Annotated in this window: 14 protein-coding genes; 6 read left to right on the forward strand and 8 right to left on the reverse strand. The window is 71.0% G+C overall.

All coding sequences use genetic code 11. The annotated features are described in order from the left end of the window. Nucleotides 1-66: 66 nt before the first annotated feature. Together ACFPFQ_RS00155 and ACFPFQ_RS00160 are read right to left on the reverse strand one after the other, a co-directional pair. Complete coding sequence (locus tag ACFPFQ_RS00155; protein ID WP_379613388.1) at nt 67-1,149, reverse strand: FecCD family ABC transporter permease; 1,083 nt, start codon at nt 1,147-1,149, stop codon at nt 67-69. Between the two features lie 5 nt (nt 1,150-1,154). Next, on the reverse strand, nt 1,155-2,219 hold the full coding sequence (locus tag ACFPFQ_RS00160; protein WP_379613390.1) for an ABC transporter substrate-binding protein: 1,065 nt from the start codon (nt 2,217-2,219) through the stop codon (nt 1,155-1,157). 1,182 nt (nt 2,220-3,401) lie between these two features. Between ACFPFQ_RS00160 and ACFPFQ_RS00165 the strand changes: the two genes are divergently transcribed. The 5 genes from ACFPFQ_RS00165 (at nt 3,402) to ACFPFQ_RS00185 (ending at nt 9,046) form a co-directional block, all read left to right on the forward strand. Continuing rightward, the gene (locus ACFPFQ_RS00165) at nt 3,402-4,460 is read left to right on the forward strand and encodes an ABC transporter substrate-binding protein (protein ID WP_379613392.1); all 1,059 of its coding nucleotides are present in this window, start codon (nt 3,402-3,404) and stop codon (nt 4,458-4,460) included. 85 nt (nt 4,461-4,545) lie between these two features. Further along, complete coding sequence (locus ACFPFQ_RS00170; protein WP_379613394.1) at nt 4,546-5,781, forward strand: phytanoyl-CoA dioxygenase family protein; 1,236 nt, start codon at nt 4,546-4,548, stop codon at nt 5,779-5,781. Next, complete coding sequence (locus ACFPFQ_RS00175) at nt 5,778-6,842, forward strand: FecCD family ABC transporter permease (RefSeq protein WP_379613396.1); 1,065 nt, start codon at nt 5,778-5,780, stop codon at nt 6,840-6,842. Before ACFPFQ_RS00170 ends, ACFPFQ_RS00175 begins: the two co-directional genes overlap by 4 nt. After that, nucleotides 6,839-7,906: a FecCD family ABC transporter permease gene (locus tag ACFPFQ_RS00180; RefSeq protein WP_379613398.1), complete on the forward strand. Its 1,068-nt coding sequence runs from the start codon at nt 6,839-6,841 to the stop codon at nt 7,904-7,906. Before ACFPFQ_RS00175 ends, ACFPFQ_RS00180 begins: the two co-directional genes overlap by 4 nt. Before the next feature lie 138 nt (nt 7,907-8,044). Continuing rightward, nucleotides 8,045-9,046 (forward strand): phytanoyl-CoA dioxygenase family protein, encoded by a 1,002-nt coding sequence (locus ACFPFQ_RS00185; protein WP_379613400.1) that lies wholly within the window; start codon nt 8,045-8,047, stop codon nt 9,044-9,046. A gap of 79 nt (nt 9,047-9,125) precedes the next feature. Here the strand turns inward: ACFPFQ_RS00185 and ACFPFQ_RS00190 are convergent, their stop codons facing one another. The 6 genes from ACFPFQ_RS00190 to ACFPFQ_RS00215 form a co-directional block, all read right to left on the reverse strand. Then, the gene (locus tag ACFPFQ_RS00190; protein WP_379613402.1) at nt 9,126-9,731 is read right to left on the reverse strand and encodes a metal-dependent hydrolase; all 606 of its coding nucleotides are present in this window, start codon (nt 9,729-9,731) and stop codon (nt 9,126-9,128) included. A 294-nt stretch (nt 9,732-10,025) separates the two neighbouring features. Then, nucleotides 10,026-11,069: a hypothetical protein gene (locus tag ACFPFQ_RS00195; protein WP_379613403.1), complete on the reverse strand. Its 1,044-nt coding sequence runs from the start codon at nt 11,067-11,069 to the stop codon at nt 10,026-10,028. A 19-nt stretch (nt 11,070-11,088) separates the two neighbouring features. Beyond that, entirely contained in the window at nt 11,089-12,081 is a 993-nt protein-coding gene (locus tag ACFPFQ_RS00200; protein ID WP_379613405.1) for an alpha-ketoacid dehydrogenase subunit beta, read from the reverse strand. Then, nucleotides 12,069-13,061, reverse strand: coding sequence for a thiamine pyrophosphate-dependent dehydrogenase E1 component subunit alpha (locus ACFPFQ_RS00205; protein WP_379613407.1), 993 nt, complete (start codon nt 13,059-13,061; stop codon nt 12,069-12,071). Before ACFPFQ_RS00205 ends, ACFPFQ_RS00200 begins: the two co-directional genes overlap by 13 nt. A gap of 89 nt (nt 13,062-13,150) precedes the next feature. Continuing rightward, complete coding sequence (locus ACFPFQ_RS00210; RefSeq protein ID WP_379613409.1) at nt 13,151-13,339, reverse strand: hypothetical protein; 189 nt, start codon at nt 13,337-13,339, stop codon at nt 13,151-13,153. A 7-nt stretch (nt 13,340-13,346) separates the two neighbouring features. Further along, nucleotides 13,347-14,456 carry a cobalamin-independent methionine synthase II family protein gene (locus ACFPFQ_RS00215; RefSeq protein ID WP_379613411.1) on the reverse strand — a complete coding sequence of 370 codons (1,110 nt, stop codon included), beginning with the start codon at nt 14,454-14,456 and terminating at the stop codon, nt 13,347-13,349. A gap of 255 nt (nt 14,457-14,711) precedes the next feature. Between ACFPFQ_RS00215 and ACFPFQ_RS00220 the strand changes: the two genes are divergently transcribed. After that, nucleotides 14,712-17,075: a molybdopterin-dependent oxidoreductase gene (locus tag ACFPFQ_RS00220; protein ID WP_379613413.1), complete on the forward strand. Its 2,364-nt coding sequence runs from the start codon at nt 14,712-14,714 to the stop codon at nt 17,073-17,075. The last annotated feature ends 47 nt before the right edge of the window (nt 17,076-17,122 follow it).

The raw sequence follows: 17,122 nt of genomic DNA on the forward strand, positions 1-17,122 counted from the left end.
CCGTCAGACGCCGCCGCCCACCGGCAGGCAGGGCCACCGCGCCCTTCGTCGTCCCTTCGACCGCCGTCACAGGTCGCCCACCACGCGACGCCGTACAAGGAACACGAAGACGGGACCGCCGATGACCGCGGTCATGATCCCCACCTGGATCTCGCTGGCTCCGGCAACGATCCGGCCCGTGACATCGGCGAGCAACAACACGCAAGGACCGAGGAGCACGGCCGTCGGGACGATCCAGCGGTAGTCGGGTCCCACCAGGAAGCGAGCGGCGTGCGGCACCATCAACCCGAGGAAGGCGATCGGACCGGCAAGCGCCGTCGCCCCACCGGCGAGCAGGATGACGGCCAGCGAGACGACGGCCCGGGTCGTCCCGACCCGCTGGCCGAGCGATCGGGCGATCTCGTCGCCCAGCGCGAGCCCGTTGAGCATCCGGCCGGTGCCCATGGCCAGCACGAGACCCACCGCCAGGAACGGCGCGACGGCGGCGACGTTGTTCGGGTCGATCGTGGCGATGGACCCGGCCGACCAGAAGCGACCGACCTCGACCACGCTCGGGCTGATCACGCCGAAGGCGGAGCTCAGCGCCCCCGCGAATGCGGTGACGATCGCTCCGGCCAGTGCCAGCTTGACGGGCGTCGCGCCGCCACCGAGCGACCCGAGCACGTAGACCAGCACACCCGCGACCGCCGCACCGACAAACGCGAACCAGATGTAGGTCGTCACGCCCGCGTGCCCGAGCACCACCGTGGCTGAGATCGCGAGCGCCGCACCGGCGGTGATGCCCAGGATCCCGGGATCGGCCAGCGGGTTGCGGGTCAGGCCTTGCATGAGGACACCGGTGACGCCCAGCGAGACCCCGGCTGCGAAGCCCGCGATCGTCCGGGTGACGCGCAGGGTGCGCACGACGATCTCGCCGTTGGTCGCCTGGTCGTCACCCGGGTACGCGAAGATCGCGTCCCATGCCTCCCGCCACGACACGGTCAACGACCCGACCCGCAGGCTCAGCCCGAGGCCCAACACCAGAACGGCCGCCAGCACCACCAGGATCACCGCGCGCCCCGGCAGCGAGCGCGCCCGGCGGGGCGACAGGGCCGCGGGCTGTGCCGGGTCGACCCGGTGGGCCGACCCGGCGGCGGCCGACTGCGTCATGCCGATCAACCACCCAGCGCGGTGGCGAGCTTCGGGATGGCCAGCAACTGCCCGATCGGGCCTACCGACGGGAAGCCGTAGAAGGGCGTGTTGGTGCTGGTGTCGACCACATGGCCCGCTTTGACCGAAGGCAGCTGCTTCACCAGCGGAAGATCGAGGAACTTCGCGGAAACGCCGGGACCGAAGGTCGCCATCACCAGCCAGTCCCCCTTGATGTCGCCTGCGTGCTCGATGCTCAGTGCCTCGCCGTCGTTGTTGGAGTCCTTGTAGATCTGACCACCCGGCGGGATCGGCGCAACGGTGAGCCCGAGGTAGGACAGCGTCACGCCGCCGTAGTACTTCGCGCCGTGAACCTGCAGACCCGAGAGATCGGTGTAGGGCACGACGTAGGAGACAGACTTGCCCTGCAGCTTCGACCGCGCCGCCGCGGCGGCCGCCTCGAACGTGGCGACGAACGCCGTGAACTCCGCCTGCCGGTCCAGCACCTTGGCCAGCTCCGCCACGGGGGTGTACCAGGACAGCCGGGCAATGCCCTGGACGCTGTCGGCCGGGGCGGTGCCGGACGGGATGCTGAACACCGGCGCGATCGCCTCGAGCTGCGCGAGCTTGTCGGTGCCTGCGCCGCCGTAGCCGACGATCAGATCCGGCTTCAACGCGGCGAGCTTGTCGAGATCGGGCTTGAACGGGACGCCGATCGAGGTGAAGTCCTTGATCTTGTCCGCATTCCAGATCGTGATACCTCGCGGGTCGAGCTCCCCCGCGGCGAAACCCGACTCCGCGGTGTTGAGCTCACCGCCGATCGGCACGACCCCCAGAGCCATCGGATAGTCCAAGGTGATCCCGGGCTGATCGATCACCACGATCCGGCTGGGCGCCTTGGGGATCGACACGGTCGTGCCGTCGGGCTGCGTCAGCGTGTACGGGTAGGACGTGCGCTCGACCGGCGCCGAGCTCGTGGCAGCGGGGCTAGCCGGCGCCTCGGTCGCGGACGAGCAACCTGCCAGGAGCACGGCACCTGCGGCCAGCGCTGCCCACAGTTCTCTGACCGCGAACCTTCGATGGTCGGACATGGAGACTCCTCGGGATCACAACGCGAACGATCACGACAGGCGGATTGGGGCGGGCGGTGTCATGGCTGGTCCCCGTCGCCGTGCGGGGGGATGCGGCGCGGGGCCGGCGCCGGGTGTCCGGGACTCAGTGGGCGTGCGGGGGCGACGGATCGGGGATGATCACGCAATCGAGCTCGACGTCGTCGCGGACCCGATCGCCGACGAGCTGAGCCGCCCTCGCCCAGCGCGACGAGGTGATGGGGCGAGGTGATGGGGCGAGCGGCAGGCCCGGTCGAAGTCGTACCGGACCGGCACGACCGGGCGGCCGGCCGCCCCGTTCGAGTCGGAGGCGCTCGCACCGACGATCGCGCTGCCCTGCGTGTCGGGCGATGTCGAGCGACAGGCCACACGGGGCCGGCAGCGTCATCACGTCCGCTGCCGGCGCTGGCCGATACCACTCGAATCGAACTCAGGGCCAGGCGGAGGGGTTGTGGTCTGTCTGCGATCCGCCATCGCAACCTCCTCAGGGGTTCACCACGCTGTCCCCGGGCGACATCTGATCATCGCGGACGCGGAATGTCGAGACCGAAATCTCCGCAGATGCGTGGATAAGATCGATCCGTGTTGCCGATGCCGGTCGGCCGAGCACGCCTGTCACCTCGCTGACCTGGTCGAACTGCTCGAGACCTCCTGACCGGCAACCCGTTGGCGAAGGGTCAGCGGAATCTGCCCAACAATCAGGCCCCTACCCACTTCCGGCCGACTTGCCAAGGTCGAGGTCGTGACGTACACGCGCGTGGGTGCGGTATCGTGGCCTCCGTCGAACCCGCCATGAGGGTCGGCCTCTCGCACCGGACCGACGTCGTGATCGATGCTCTTTAGCAATCGATTAATCCGTCCTTGTCAGGCATTGCCCACCCGGCTACCTTGCGCCCGCCGATGGTCACGTGGCCGTCGGAGCCCGCGTGTGTCACAGCTGACCTGGACGGTGATGTATGTCGAAGCGCCCGTCGACGCTCCTGGTGGCTCGCGACCTGTCGATCGACCACGACCACGCTGCGGGCGTTCGGGCGGTTGCAGCGCCCGGTGTCGGGCGCCGAGTGCCGGCGCGGCGCTGACCTGCCCCGACCCCCACCGAGCGGGGTCGCACTCAGGCCGGATCGACCGGCGACCGATGGCCTTCCCACGATGTCTGGAGCACTGATGCCCCATCACAGCGCCCGGTTCCGCGCCGCGATCGTCACCACCGTTGCCGCGTTGGCCGTCATCGCCGGATGCTCGTCGCCGGGCGGAGCCTCGACCGGTCCTGCGTCCTCGCCGTCAGGCTCCTCTTCCGTCGCGCCCGCTGCCACGACCTACCCGCTGACGATCACGCAGCCGGACGGCAGCACGGCGACGATCCCCCAGCGCCCCACACGGGTGGTCACGATCGACAACCCGACCTTCGGGACCCAGTTGCTCCACGTGCTCGGGGTCACGCCGCTCGGTGGGCTGGTGTACAGCCAGCCGCCGACCGCGCTGACCGACGGGCGCGGGATACCCACGTCCCTCAACCTGACGGACTTCAAGCCGCTGGGAGCCGCGCCGTCCACTCCGGACCTGGAGGCGATCGCCGCCGTCAAGCCAGACCTGATCGTGGGCGTCAACGGCACGCGCAGTGCCAACCTTCCGCAGCTGCAGGCGATCGCCCCGGTGATCGACATCGACATCAGCGGGGCCCGTCCCGGCGAGGGCCTGGCCAGGCTCCCGTGGTACGAGGAGCTCCAGTTGCTGGCGAAGGTGTTCGACCAGCAGGCAACGGCCGACGACTTCCTCGCGAAGTTCGAAGCCGAGGCAGCGAAGGTCCGTCCGATCCTGCAGGGCAAGGTGTACTCGCTGCTCGTCCCCGGGGCGAAGATCCAGAACTTCTACGACGACGGCCCGACCTTCCAGGGGAACCTCTTCCTCACCTACCTCGGCCTGACATTGGCGCCGCTGCCGTCCGGCGGGGAACCGCTGACCCCTTCGCGGCCAACGGACGCCTCCGTCCTGAGCATCGAGCGGGTCGGCGACCTGACAGCGCCCTACCTCATCGTGAACGCCTTCATCAAGGACGCGTCCGGGGATCAGTTCCTGGCCCATCCGCTGGTCAAGAAGTTGCCGGCGGTGACGACAGGCAGGGTCATCGTGCCCACGCCGGAGTTCGGGCAGTTCGTCGGCGGGCCGATCGAGCAACTGGCGGCGATCTCCGTCGTCGGCAAGGCCTTCGCCGCACTGCCCTGAGCCTGATCCTCGTGCGCCGGAACAGACCGGCAGGTGCGCGCTCGAGGCCTGCCGGTCCGGCCGATCCTGACGGAAGGGAACCACCATGACTGCCACGGTCGAGAGCGCGGCGACGCACGAGGATCACGTGCGGCAGGTCGCACTGGCGAGCGAGTACGAGGTTGCGGCCGGCTTCCGCGGCGAGCCTGCCGCGTTCGACGCACAGGGACATGCCGTCGGGCGGCAGGTGTTCCCGGCAGAGATCCTCCGGCAGGTCCGCGCTCCGCTCGTCGACATCCTCGTCGCCGAAGGGGTCGTGCGGGTCGACGACCATGACCGGCTCCGGTGGACGGGCGCACACCCCGACGTCGACCGGACCCCGCTGTGGGAGGCGCTGGTGGACACCTACGAGTCGCTGGTGGTCGCGACGGGTCTCGGCGCCGCCGCGATCGAGGCGACCTGGGGCCGGCCGGCCGTGCTGTGGGAAGGAACGCTCAACCTGTACGTGCTGGCGCCCGGCGGTCCCCTGCGGGTGCATCGCGACGGCTGGCACAAGATGGGCACGGCCGCGCCCGAGGAGCACTTCAAGGCCTGGGTGCCGCTGACCCGGCTCGGCCCCGGTGACGGCGGGCTGGCGGTGGCGGCCGGGTCGCACCGCATTCCGGACGGACCCGGCGAGGTCGCCATCAAGCACCCGCTGCATCTCGAGCAGCTGACCAGCACCGGATCGTTGCCGTCCCCCGCCGTGCTCGAGCCACTGTGGCGAGCGAACACCTTCGAGGTCGGCGACGCGCTGGCGTTCTGCCCGACCATCGTCCACTCCACGGCCGCGAACACCGGTCCGTGGCTTCGCATGGCGTTCGCGTTCGCGGGCCAGGACGCGCGCGTGCCGCTGGCCGTCAAGGCCGGGCTGAACCTGGACCCCAGCCGGGCGCTGACCGACGTCGAGCACCTCACCCTGGCGATCCTCGCCGTCCAACCGTCGACCCCCTGGCAGGCCCGCGGCGCCTTCTACCCACGTGGTTTCCTGGGCCGGCTCGGTGTCGACGAGTCCGATGACCGTGTGGCCAGGGCCTTCGAGACCCTGCAGGCCCGCCGACTGATCGAACCTGCGGATCCGCAGCCCGACGCGGCGCAGAACACCGGCATCCACCAGTACTTCCGCTCCACCGTCGCCGGGACGTCCCTCGCCGTCGACTGGCTGTCGAGCCCCGGAACCTCCACCGTCACGCAGCCGCTGTTCGCCGGCAGGCTGGTCCTCGCCGGTTGGCTCGGCCTCGACACGGCGCCGCTGCTGTCGGAGAACCCGCCGCTCCCCGCGCGAAGCCTGCCACGGCCTTGAGCCGAGCCACGTCCCTGGCAACCCCACCCGGAGCCCGGTCATCTCGTGATCATCGCGTCGGACCGTGGCGCCGCCTGGGAGCGCTGGCCGGACTCGCCCTCCTGCTGGGCTTCGTCGGCCTGCTGAGCTTGCGGGCCGGATCGCTCCCGATCTCGTGGCAGGACGCGGTGGCCGGCCTGTTCGCCTATCCGGGGCCCGATGCCGCGACAGCGGAGCAGATCATCGTGCACGACCTGCGGATCCCTCGCACGGTCGTCGGTCTCGCCGTGGGCGCGGCGTTGGGCGTGACCGGCAGCCTCATGCAGGGCCTGACGCGCAACGCCCTGGCGGACCCCGGCCTGCTCGGTGTCAACGCCGGGGCCGCCTTCGCGATCACCGCCGCCATCACCTTCCTGGCCCCGTCATATCAGGCCTACCCGTGGTTCGCCTTCGCCGGAGTGATCGCTGCGGGCGTTCTCGTGTACTCCACGGGATCGATCGGCGGGGGTGCCACGCCCACCAGGCTGGCACTTGCGGGCGCCATCGTCACCGCGTTCATCGGCACGGTCACCGCCTCCCTCAACCTGCTGAACCCCGCAGCAGCGGATCTCTCCCGGTACTGGTTGGCCGGCGCGCTGACCGGGGTCAGCCTTGCGGAGTTCGCGCAGGTCGCGCCGTCCCTCGTGATCGGACTGGGGCTCGCTGTGACCCTGGGTCGCGCGCTCAACGGGCTCGCTCTCGGCGATGAGATCGCCCGGTCCCATGGCCAGCGTGTCGTGCTGACGCGGGTGATCGTCGCCGTCGCCGTCATCCTGCTCGCCGGCACCGCCGTAGCGCTGGCCGGCCCGATCGCGTTCATCGGGCTGATGGTCCCGCACCTGTGCCGGTTCGTGGTCGGCCCCGACTACCGGTGGATCGTCCCGACGTCCGCTCTGCTCGGCGCGGCCATCCTGCTGCTATGTGACGTGGCGGGCCGCGTCGCGGGACCCGGTGAGATCGCGGTCGGAGTCATGACCGCCGCGCTGGGCGCACCGGTGTTCATCCTGGTCGCTCGGCGCAGGCGTTCGGTGGCGAGCCTGTGACCCGTGGCGAGACGGCGCTCCCCCGGGAGCGCGGTCGACTCGTGCTGCGGATCGCGCGACCGCCGCTCTCCCGTCGGCTGAGCCGTCGCGCTCTGACGGTGCTGGCCCTCGCCGGCGCCGTGGCACTGGCGGCGATGGGTGTCACGCTGTTCATCGGCGAGATTCCGCTGCACCCCGCCGAGGTCATCGGCGCGATCCTGAACCAGGCAGACCCTTACCCCGAGCTCGTCATCCGAACCCTCCGACTACCTCGACTCCTCGCGGCAGTGCTCGTCGGGGCCGCACTCGGCATGTCGGGAGCGATCTTCCAGGGCATCACCGGCAACCCGTTGGTGGCGCCGGACATCATCGGGGTCAATGCCGGGGCATCGGTCGCGGTGGTCGCGGTGGTCGTGATCGGCAGCGGGGCTCCACCCGGCATCTTCGCGGCCGCCGGTGCCCTGACCGCCGCGCTGACGGTCTACCTGCTCTCGCTGGGCCGTGACAACTGCCCGTTCCGCATCGTGCTGATCGGGATCGGCATGAACTCGCTGCTCGGGGCCGCGATCACCTACCTGCTCACCAGGGCTTCCCTCGATCAGGTTCTCACCGTCAACCACTACCTGCTCGGCGACGTGTCCGACGCGACCTGGCCGACGGTCCGAGATGCCGCCGTGTCCTCGATACCGCTGATGGCCATCGGGGTGGCCTTGACCACGCACCTGCGTGTGCTGCAGCTCGGGGACCAGGTGGCCGTCGGGGTGGGGGCGAGACCGGGCGTCGCCCGCCTGGGCCTGATCGTCGTCGGGGTCGGGCTGGCAGCGGCCGCCGTGACGGCGGCAGGCCCGGTCGGCTTCGTGGCGTTCATCGCGCCCCACATCACCCGGGCGCTGACCCGCAACCCGAGCGCGGCCCTGCTGCCGGTGTCCGCCGCGGTCGGTGGCGCCCTGGTCGTCGTCGCCGACTATGCCGCGCAGCGCCTGTTCGAGCCGATCCATCTGCCGGTCGGGGTGTTCACCGTCATCATCGCTGGCCCGTACTTCATGCTGCTCCTGGCGCGCTCCGCGCGCTCCGCGCTGCTGTGAGGATCCTCGGTGCAGGCGACCAGCCCCTTAGCACCCGTGTTCGCGGACAGGCGCTCCCAACGGAGATCCCGAACTACCCGAACGCCTCCGGGTCGGTCCAGCGACCCGACGACGGCACCGAACCGAGGAGGTGGCCGCGTGCGGCTGCACGAACTGACCCCCGCTGCCGGCGACCGCGAGGAGCAGGCACGCCGCTACGTCGAGGACGGCTGCCTGCTCGTCCGCGGCGCGATCGACCGGGATCTGGTCGCCGCCGTCGGTGCGCAGGTCGCCGCGGTGCTGCGGCGCTGGGAGATCGCCCGTCCGGGTGCCGGACCCGAGATCCGTTGGACGGGACGCAGCCCGGACCTGCTCGACCCAGACGAATTGCACGCCGTCCCCGCGCTGCGCGACACCGACGCCACGCTCCGCGCCGAGGTGGCGTCGCTGCTGGATCAGGTGTGCCCGGCCCCGATGCACGTGTGGCGCGGCGGGTTCCTGCACCTGACCCTGCCCGACGATCCGGCCTATGCCGGTGTTCCACACCAGGACGGCTACTCGATGACCACGACCGGGGACTACCGGCGGGCGTGGATCCCGATCACCCCTGTCGCGTTCGGCGATGCGGGCCTGGCGTTCGCCGTCGGCTCGCACCGCCGCGGGCGCCTCCCCTACCGCCCCTTCCCGGACGCCCGCCGCCGCCCGGCCACCGGCCGTCCACAGGTCGACGACAGCCCGGTGCACGGCATCGGGCCGGAATTGGTCGGCGACACCTGGCACACCGCAGCGCTCGCCCCCGGCGACGCGTTCGTGTTCAGCAGCGAGACTGTGCACCTTGGCCTCCCGGCGACCAGCGACCGGATCCGCGTCGCGGTGGCCGTCGCCTCGTCGGGGATGGACGACCCGCGGCCCCGAGCCACCTTCACCGCGCACGAGCACACGCAGCGCATGCGCCGCATTCGCGAGCATGGGGCCCGGCTCGGGATCGCTGAGACGGAGTTCATGCGCATCCGCGCTGACCTGCTGATGACCGGTATCCCGGTGACGGAGGAGACCGTGCGGGCCGCCGCGGCGGGCGAGCATGCGGGATGGCGCGAGAACGCCCCGTTGAGCCAACCGCCGACCCGACCCGCCAGCAGCGACCGCAACGCATCGAACTGACGCCGGCTCCATCCGGCCGCTGATGGTCGCCCCCGGCCCCCGGGGTGGAGTCGGGCCCGGGCACGTTCGCCATCGGCGCTCAGGCGCTCTCGACACCACCAGTCGCAACGGCATCCTGCGGCCGCTCCGAGGCAGGATCGACGACCTGGCCGTCGTCATAGACCACCCTGATCGAGGTCCCCGCACGCGCGAGGTCGACGCCGTAGATGTGCACGGACACCGTGCGATCCTCGCTCACGCAGACGACGCGGTGGATGTCGGATCTGCTCGGGTCGAGGACCGAAACGACTCCGGGCCCGTTCACCACGCTGACGGTCGAGCGCAGCAGGCCGTCGCCCTCGCAGCGATCGACGAGCGCGAAGCGCTCCTCGCGTTCGGTGCCGGAGTGCACGCCGGAGACGCACCACGAGAGGTGGTCGTGGATCGCGGTCGCCTGCCCGGGCCGCCACACCAGCGCCACGACGGAGAACCGGCCGCGCGGGTCGACGTGCAGCAGGTGCTGGCGGTAGCGGTCCGCATCGGAGTCGAGGTGGCCGACATCGAGCAGGCCCCCGTCGAGCGCACCCCGCAGCTGGACGGCCATCCCGCGCGCGGTGTCCCTCGGCCCTCGGCCGTGATCGGCGACCGCGGTGAGGCGCCTGAGGAACACGTCGCCGGTGAACACATCGTGGCCTGCACTGCTCATCCGAGGCCCCTTCGCCGAGCCGATGATCGGCCAGTGTCGAGGGCGTCCAGCGCTCGCGCCACGTCCTGGGTGGACAGGCCACGGCGCTCGGGCTGTCCTGCGACAGCCTGATGTCCGCACCGGTCCGGCCGTGGATGCCGCCGGCGCCGCTTCCGGGTCGCGGACCTCCGGTACGCATGTCCGGCTGGGTCGCTGACCGCTGGCTGCCGAACATCGCTCGATCCTCGCGCTGCCGGCGAACAGCCGCTGACCGGGCGCCCGAGCGCGACGACCGGCGCCCCGCCCGGGATCGGACTACAGGGAGGCCCGCACCTGCTTCACTGCCCTGCCCATGTTGCGCAGCTTCGCATAGGCCACCGTGCGGCTGAAGTAGCCCAGACCGCAGTCCGGGGCGATCAGCAGGCGGTCGGCCGGGATGAACTCCAGGCCCTTGCGGATGCGCGCAGCGATGTCGTCGACCGTGTCCACCATGACGTTCTTGGCGTCGACCACGCCCATGCCGAGCACCTTGTTCGTCGGGAACTTGGCGAACGCGCTCAGCTCGCCGAGCCCCTTGCTCGTGAACTCGAGATGGATCACGTCGACGGGGCTCTGGCCGAACAACGGCATCATCTCCGCGGCCTTGTCGTCGAACACGTCGCGCTGGCCGTCGACGCTGCCGTAACAGACGTGCCAGAACTTGATCGCGTCCACGCCGTCGAACATGATGTTCTGCGCCTCGATCTGCCAGCCGTCCTGGAAGTACGGCGGCAGCACGTCGATGAGCTGGACGGCCTCGAGCCCCTGGCTCACCAGGAACCTCAGCTCCTGGTTGAGCGCGCGGGCGATGTCGAAGGCCAGCTCGACGCCACTGCCGTAGTGCTGGTCGTCGAGGATGACGCTCTGCTGCGCCGGGCCGAGCATGGCCACCTTGAAGGGCTTGTCGGTCGCGGCCTTCATCGCGTAGACGACGCCCTCGAAGATCGAACGCTTCCAGGTCACCCTGTCGTGGACGATGCCCTTGTAGAACGGTGCGTACTTCACGCCGTCGCCGGGCGGGCCGTACGGGGTGATGCCGCCGAGCATCTCCGGGATGAAGTGGAAGATCGGCTCGAGCTGGAAGCCCGGGGCCTCCCACTCGTAGTACTGCGCGCCGTCGGTGAGGACGTCGAGGCCCGCCCGCTCCTGCTCATGCGCGCACAGGGCGACCGCGTCCTCGTAGGTGATCCGCAGGTTGTGGCTGCGGTAGTAGGGCTCCTCCCGGCTGCCGAACACCCGGCCCTGCAGCCAGTGGGGCCGGGGGAAGGCCGATACCGCGCTCGTCGGCAGCAGCACTTCCTCGCCGCGAATCTCCATCATGCCCACCTTTCGGATCAGGTCAGCCGGCCCGCCGGGCGGGCCGGTCGAGCAGCTTCGTCACCGCGGTGACGACCTTGTCGGCCGAGACGCTGACCTCGGCCTCGAGCGGAGCGGCCACCGGCAACGGCACGTTGCCGCCGGTGACCCGGACGACGGGAGCGACGAGCTCGTCGAAGGCCTCCTCGGCGAGGATCGCGGCGATCGCGGCGCCCCAGCCGAGCTGACCGGGGTTCTCCTCGACGATCACGGCCCGGCCGGTGCGGCGCACCGACGCGAGCACGGCGGCCGCATCCAGCGGCACCAGCGAGCGCAGGTCGAGCACCTCCGCCGACACGCCGTGAGACGCCAGCTCGGCGGCTGCCTGGCAGCAGGCGCCGACCGTGATCGACAGCGCGACGAGCGTGACGTCGGAGCCCTCGCGGATCCGGGCGGCCCGACCGAGCGGGACGACGTGCTCGCCGTCCGGGCACTCGCCCTTCGTGCCCAGCAGCGCCTTGTGCTCGAAGACCAGCACCGGGTCGTCGTCGCGGATCGCCGCGGCCAGCAGCCCGACCATGTCTGCGGGGCGCGACGGCGACACGATCTTCAGGCCGGGCACGCAGAGCGCCCAGTTCTCCACCGCCTGGCTGTGCTGGGCGCCGAAGCCGAGCCCGCCGCCGTTCACGCCGCGGATCACCAGCGGCAGGCTCACCTGCCCGCCGGTCATGTAGCGCGTCTTGGCGATCTCCACGGCCACCTGGTCCCAGCAGACGGCATAGAAGTCGGAGAACATGATCTCGGCGACGGGCCGCAGGCCGGCCATGGCCGCACCCATCGCGGCACCGGCGATCGCCGTCTCGGAGATCGGCGTGTCCCACACGCGCTCGGGCCCGAACCGCTCCAGCAGACCGCTGGTGGTCTTGAACACCCCGCCGGGACGGATGTCCTCGCCGAGCAGCACGACCCGCTCGTCGCGTGCCATCTCCTGCGCCAATGCGGCCGCGACGGCCTGGCGATAGGTCAGTTCCGCCACTGGGAGCTCCCGTCGCTCCACATGTCCGTCCACGCCGTGGCCGGCGCAGGGGCCGGCGCGGCCAGCGCGACGACCGTCATCGCGTCGATCTCGGCGCGGATCGCGGTGGAGATCGACGCCAGCTCGGCGGCCGGTACTCCGGCTTCGGCCAGCACGGCGGCCTGGCGCAGCAGCGGGTCGCGGGTCGCCCGTTCGGCGACCTCGTCCTTCGACCGGTAGGTCGCCGGATCGGCGGCGGAGTGCCCGGTCAGCCGGTAGGTGTCGGCCTCGACGAGCGACGGTCCCCCGCCACCCCGCGCCAGGTCGACGGCCGCGCCGATCACCTCGGCCACCGCGTTGACGTCGTTTCCGTCGACCACGACGGCCGGCAGGCCGTAGCTCGCCGCCCGATCGGCTGCCGGCCGCTCGACCGGGATGACCGTCGCGATCGGGGTGTACTCCATGTAGTGGTTGTTCTCGCAGACGAACACGATCGGCAGCCGCCAGACGGCCGCCAGGTTCAGTGCCTCGTGGAAGGCCCCGATGTTCGTGGTGCCGTCACCGAAGAAGCAGACGGTGACCCTGTCGTCATGGCGGACCCGGCTCGCCCACGCCAGCCCGGTCGCGATCGGGAGGTGCGCGCCGATGATCGCGTAGGAGCCGTAGTAGCCGTGCTCGACGCTCGCGATGTGCATCGAGCCGCCCTTGCCGTGGCAGATCCCGCCGTCGCGGCCCAGCAGCTCGCGCAGCACCGCCTCCGGTGGGGCACCCCTGGCCAGCGCGTGCGCGTGCCCGCGGTAGGTGCCGATCGAGTTGTCGCCGGCGCGCAGGACCCCGGCCGTCCCCACCGCGACGGCCTCCTGGCCGATGCCGAGGTGCACGGGCCCGCGGACGCGGCCCTGCCGGTACAGCACATCGATCTTGGTCTCGAACTGCCGGATGAGGACCATCTGCCGGTAGCTCTGCAGCGCCGTGCGCGAAGCGGCGGTCACCTGGGTCACGCCTGAACGCTAGCCGTGAGCGGGGTCACACTCTTCGTCCGCGACGGCCGAAGGATTGCGCCGTCCTTCGTCCGGGGCGAACAGGCTGCTCAGCCACAACAGCCGCAGGACCGCCCGCCCGACCACGGGTGCTCGGTCGCCTCGATGACGTGGAAGGGGTGTGCTCGGCGGCTACCGCACGCCGAGCACACCCACACCTCGGGGACCTTGGTCCCGTCCATCACCAGTGACCGGAACTCGTGCCCGCAGTCGGGACAGCGCAGCTCCAGTACGGGCATGCCGCGCTCAGGAAGCCAGCTGCTTGCGGACGAGCTCGGCACCTGCCGCCAGCGCGTGCAGCTTGTCGACGGCGATGTAGCGCTGCAACAGGATCAGGCCACAGTCGGTGGTGACGCCGAGCTTCTCCGCGGGGATGTACTCCAGCAGCCGGTGGATCCGGTCGGCCACCTGCTCGGCGGTCTCGGTGATCGTCGACTTCACGTCGATGACACCCGCCCAGAACATCATGTTGTCCGGCAGCGGGTGGTTCTTGATCACGTCGAGCCCGGAGAGGTCGTCGGAGCGACGGCCGCAGTTCTCCAGGTTCAGCACGTTCATGTTGCCCTCATACGCCTTCGGGATGATCGACGCGGTCGCCGACGGCGCCTCACCCCGGCGCTGGGTCAGGTCGAAGATCTCGCCGGCAGCGGCGGTGTCGTCGGGCATGTAGGCGGGGGTGCCGCCCCAGTTGCCCCAGCACACGTGGCAGATGATCTGCGCGTGCTGCACGCCCTGCACGGCGCGGTTGAAGGCCTCGATGGCCCAGTCCTCGTAGAAGTAGGGCCAGGTGAACTCGTCGAGCTGGATGAAGTCGACGCCCATCGCATCGACCTCGAGGATGTCCTCGTTGATCGCGGCGGCGATGGCGAGCGCGCGGTCGCGGGCGTTGTCGTAGTGCAGGTCGTTGGTGGCCTGGGCGAGCACCTGGATGCCCGTGTACTGGATCTTGGTGGGCTTGTCCGTCGCCCGCTTCAGCGCGCGGGCCTGCTCCACCATGATCGCGCCGCGACGCTTGATCTCCTCCGTCGCGGTGCCGGCGTGCAGCCGTGAGTAGATCGGGAACCCGAGGTAGCCGCCCTTGAGGTCGTACCCGAGGCGCTTGTAGTAGTAGTACAGCGCCTGGTCGGCGTAGTTGTCCCCGTGCAACCGCCCGTCGGTGATGATGTCCAACCCGGCCAGCGTCTGGTCCGCGACGATCGACGACATCGCGTCCTGGAACGCCTCCTGGTTGAACGAGTCGGGTGGTTCCTGGTCGCCGGTCCAGTCGCGCACCGGCCCGGCGTCCCACCATCGGGGATTCGGATAGTTGCCGACCATGGACGTCGGAATGAGGATTTCCTGATCTCCGACCCTCATCTGATTCCTCTCATCGGAGCCGCACGCCCGGCGAGAGCCGGCGGGGCAATGTGGGACAGGTCACAGCGACGACCCGAGACGAAAGCTAGCCGAGAGGTGCGCCGGCCAGCAGCGTTGTGGGGATTTGTTGGCCCTGCGGGACAACGGCCCTGTCCTGCATGGCCAAGGAGCGGCGCCACACCCGCCCCCTGCTGCTACCACTGAGCCGTCCGGACGATCCGATGCCGCGGCGTGGAGCGAGGTCCGCAGGTGCACATGTCCCACTGGGGTGCCTTCCGCCCGACCGTCGACCGCCACGGTGAGGTCACCGCGGCGCGGGGCGACGACCTCGATCCGGCCCCGTCTGCGCTTCTCGACAACGTCGTCGGGTCGGTCCGCCACCCGCTGCGGATCCCGGCGCCGATGGTGCGCCAGGGCTGGTGGGAGCGCGGACCGGGGCCCGACGCCGGGCGTGGCGCCGAGCCGTTCGTCCAGGTCGGCTGGGACGACGTGCTCGACCGGCTCGCCGGCGAGCTGGACCGCGTCTACGACGGCTACGGCCCTGCCGCGGTCTTCGGCGGCTCCTACGGCTGGTCGAGCGCGGGCCGGTTCCACCACGCGCAGAGCCAGGTGCACCGCTTCCTCAACTGCCTCGGCGGCTACGTGCGCTCGGTCAACACCTACAGCGTCGGCGCCGCCGAGGTGGTGCTGCCCCACATCTTCGGCCGCGACGCCGACGTCCTGCGCTCGCTCACCAGCTGGCCGCTGGTCGCCGAGCACACCGACCTGCTCGTCTGCTTCGGCGGGGTGCCGGCCAAGAACGGCGCGGTCGCTCCCGGCGGGGTCACGCAGCACCGCGCCGAGGGGCACCTCGCGGAACTGGCCCGCCGCGGCGGGCGGCTGGTGCTGATCAGCGCGAACCGCCACGACCTGCCGGCCGAGCTCGACGTGCGGTGGCTGCCGGCGCGACCGGGCACCGACACGGCGCTGATGCTGGCATTGAGCCAGGTGCTGGTCGCCGAGGACCGGCACGACACCGCCTTCCTCGCCACCTGCTGCGCGGGTGCCGACGAGGCGATCGCCTACCTCTGTGGGACGGTGGACGGTGTCGTCAAGTCCCCGCGCTGGGCCGCACCGATCTGCGGGATCGACGAGGCCACGATCGTCGAGCTCGCCCGGTCGATGGCCGGGCAGCAGACGATGGTGACGGTCAGCTATGCGTTGCAGCGCGCGGAGTTCGGCGAGCAGCCGCTGTGGGCCGCCGTCCTGCTTGCCGCCCTCCTGGGCCGCATCGGGTCGCCCGGTGGCGGTTTCGGTCACGGCTACGGCTCGATCGGTGACAACGGCTTCCCCTCGCACTCGATCCCCACGCCCGCCTTGCCGCAGCTGACGAACCCGGTGCGCGAGTTCATCCCGGTCGCACGGATCGCGGACATGCTGCTCGACCCCGGTGGCGAGTACGACTACAACGGCAGCCGGCTGCGCTACCCACGGATCGAGCTCGTCTACTGGTGCGGCGGCAACCCGTTCCACCACCATCAGGACCTGGCGCGGCTGCGCTCGGCGTGGCGCGCGGCAGCGACGATCGTGGTGCACGAGACGTACTGGACCGCGTCCGCGCGGCACGCCGACGTCGTCCTGCCGGCCACCGTCACGCTCGAGCGAGACGACATCGGCGCCTCCCGCACCGACCCGTACCTGACGGCGATGCAGCACACCTCGGTCCCGTACGCGCAGGCCCGCGACGACTACGCCATCTTCTCCGACCTCGCGGACCGCCTCGGCGTCGGAAAGACGTTCACCGATGGCCGCGACCCCGAGGGCTGGCTGCGCCACCTCTACGAGGGCTGGCGGGAGGCCTACGGCCCGCACCGCGCTCCGGACTTCGACAGCTTCTGGCGGGCCGGCCGGATCGCGATCGACGTCCCGCCGCCCGCGGTGCTGCTCGGCGACTTCCGCGCCGACCCGGCCGGTCATCCGCTGGCCACACCGAGCGGCCGCATCGAGCTGCACTCACCGACCGTCGCCGCGTTCGGCTACCCGGACTGTCCCGGTCACCCGGTCTGGCTGCCGCCGCAGGAGTGGCACGGGTCCGCCCGCGTCGCCGCGTTCCCGCTGGTCCTGCTGGCCAACAACCCCGCGACGCGGCTGCACAGCCAGCTCGACTTCGGCCCGCACAGCCGCGCCGGCAAGGTCGCGGGCCGGGAACCCGTGCGCATGCACCAGCAGGACGCCCGGCAGCGCGGCCTGACCGACGGGGAGGTGGTGCGGGTGTTCAACGACCGCGGCGCCTGCCTCGCCGGCGTGCGGATCGACGCCGGGCTGGTGCCGGGCGTCGTGCAGATGTCGACCGGGGCGTGGTTCTCCCCCGTCGACGGCGTCGACCCCGTGCTGTGCGCGGCGGGCAACGTCAACGTCCTCACCCGCGACGTCGGGACGTCCCGGCTCGCGCAGGGCTGCACCGGCAGTCGCACGCTCGTGCAGATCGAACGGTGGTACGGGGCGCTGCCCGCGATCAGTGCCGAGAGCGCCCCGCCGAGTGGAGCGCCGGCGGAACGGGCATCGGCAACGATCGCCGCGCCGCGACCGACCACGGTGCCGATCCTGGAGCAGATCGCCCGCATGGGCGGGTGGGCGTAGTCACCGGCCCGGTGCGTCGCCGCACTCGACGAGGTGCAGGGTGCTGG

Source organism: Pseudonocardia sp. GCM10023141 (genome assembly GCF_042653605.1).

Excerpts from the sequence above, each read along its gene's own strand:
- ACFPFQ_RS00210 (WP_379613409.1), bottom strand. The coding sequence starts at position 13,339 with ATGCCCGTACTGGAGCTGCGCTGTCCCGACTGCGGGCACGAGTTCCGG.
- ACFPFQ_RS00155 (WP_379613388.1), bottom strand. The coding sequence starts at position 1,149 with ATGACGCAGTCGGCCGCCGCCGGGTCGGCCCACCGGGTCGACCCGGCA.
- ACFPFQ_RS00215 (WP_379613411.1), bottom strand. The coding sequence starts at position 14,456 with ATGAGGGTCGGAGATCAGGAAATCCTCATTCCGACGTCCATGGTCGGC.
- ACFPFQ_RS00220 (WP_379613413.1), top strand. The coding sequence starts at position 14,712 with ATGTCCCACTGGGGTGCCTTCCGCCCGACCGTCGACCGCCACGGTGAG.
- ACFPFQ_RS00195 (WP_379613403.1), bottom strand. The coding sequence starts at position 11,069 with ATGATGGAGATTCGCGGCGAGGAAGTGCTGCTGCCGACGAGCGCGGTA.
- ACFPFQ_RS00170 (WP_379613394.1), top strand. The coding sequence starts at position 4,546 with ATGACTGCCACGGTCGAGAGCGCGGCGACGCACGAGGATCACGTGCGG.
- ACFPFQ_RS00160 (WP_379613390.1), bottom strand. The coding sequence starts at position 2,219 with ATGTCCGACCATCGAAGGTTCGCGGTCAGAGAACTGTGGGCAGCGCTG.
- ACFPFQ_RS00190 (WP_379613402.1), bottom strand. The coding sequence starts at position 9,731 with ATGAGCAGTGCAGGCCACGATGTGTTCACCGGCGACGTGTTCCTCAGG.
- ACFPFQ_RS00165 (WP_379613392.1), top strand. The coding sequence starts at position 3,402 with ATGCCCCATCACAGCGCCCGGTTCCGCGCCGCGATCGTCACCACCGTT.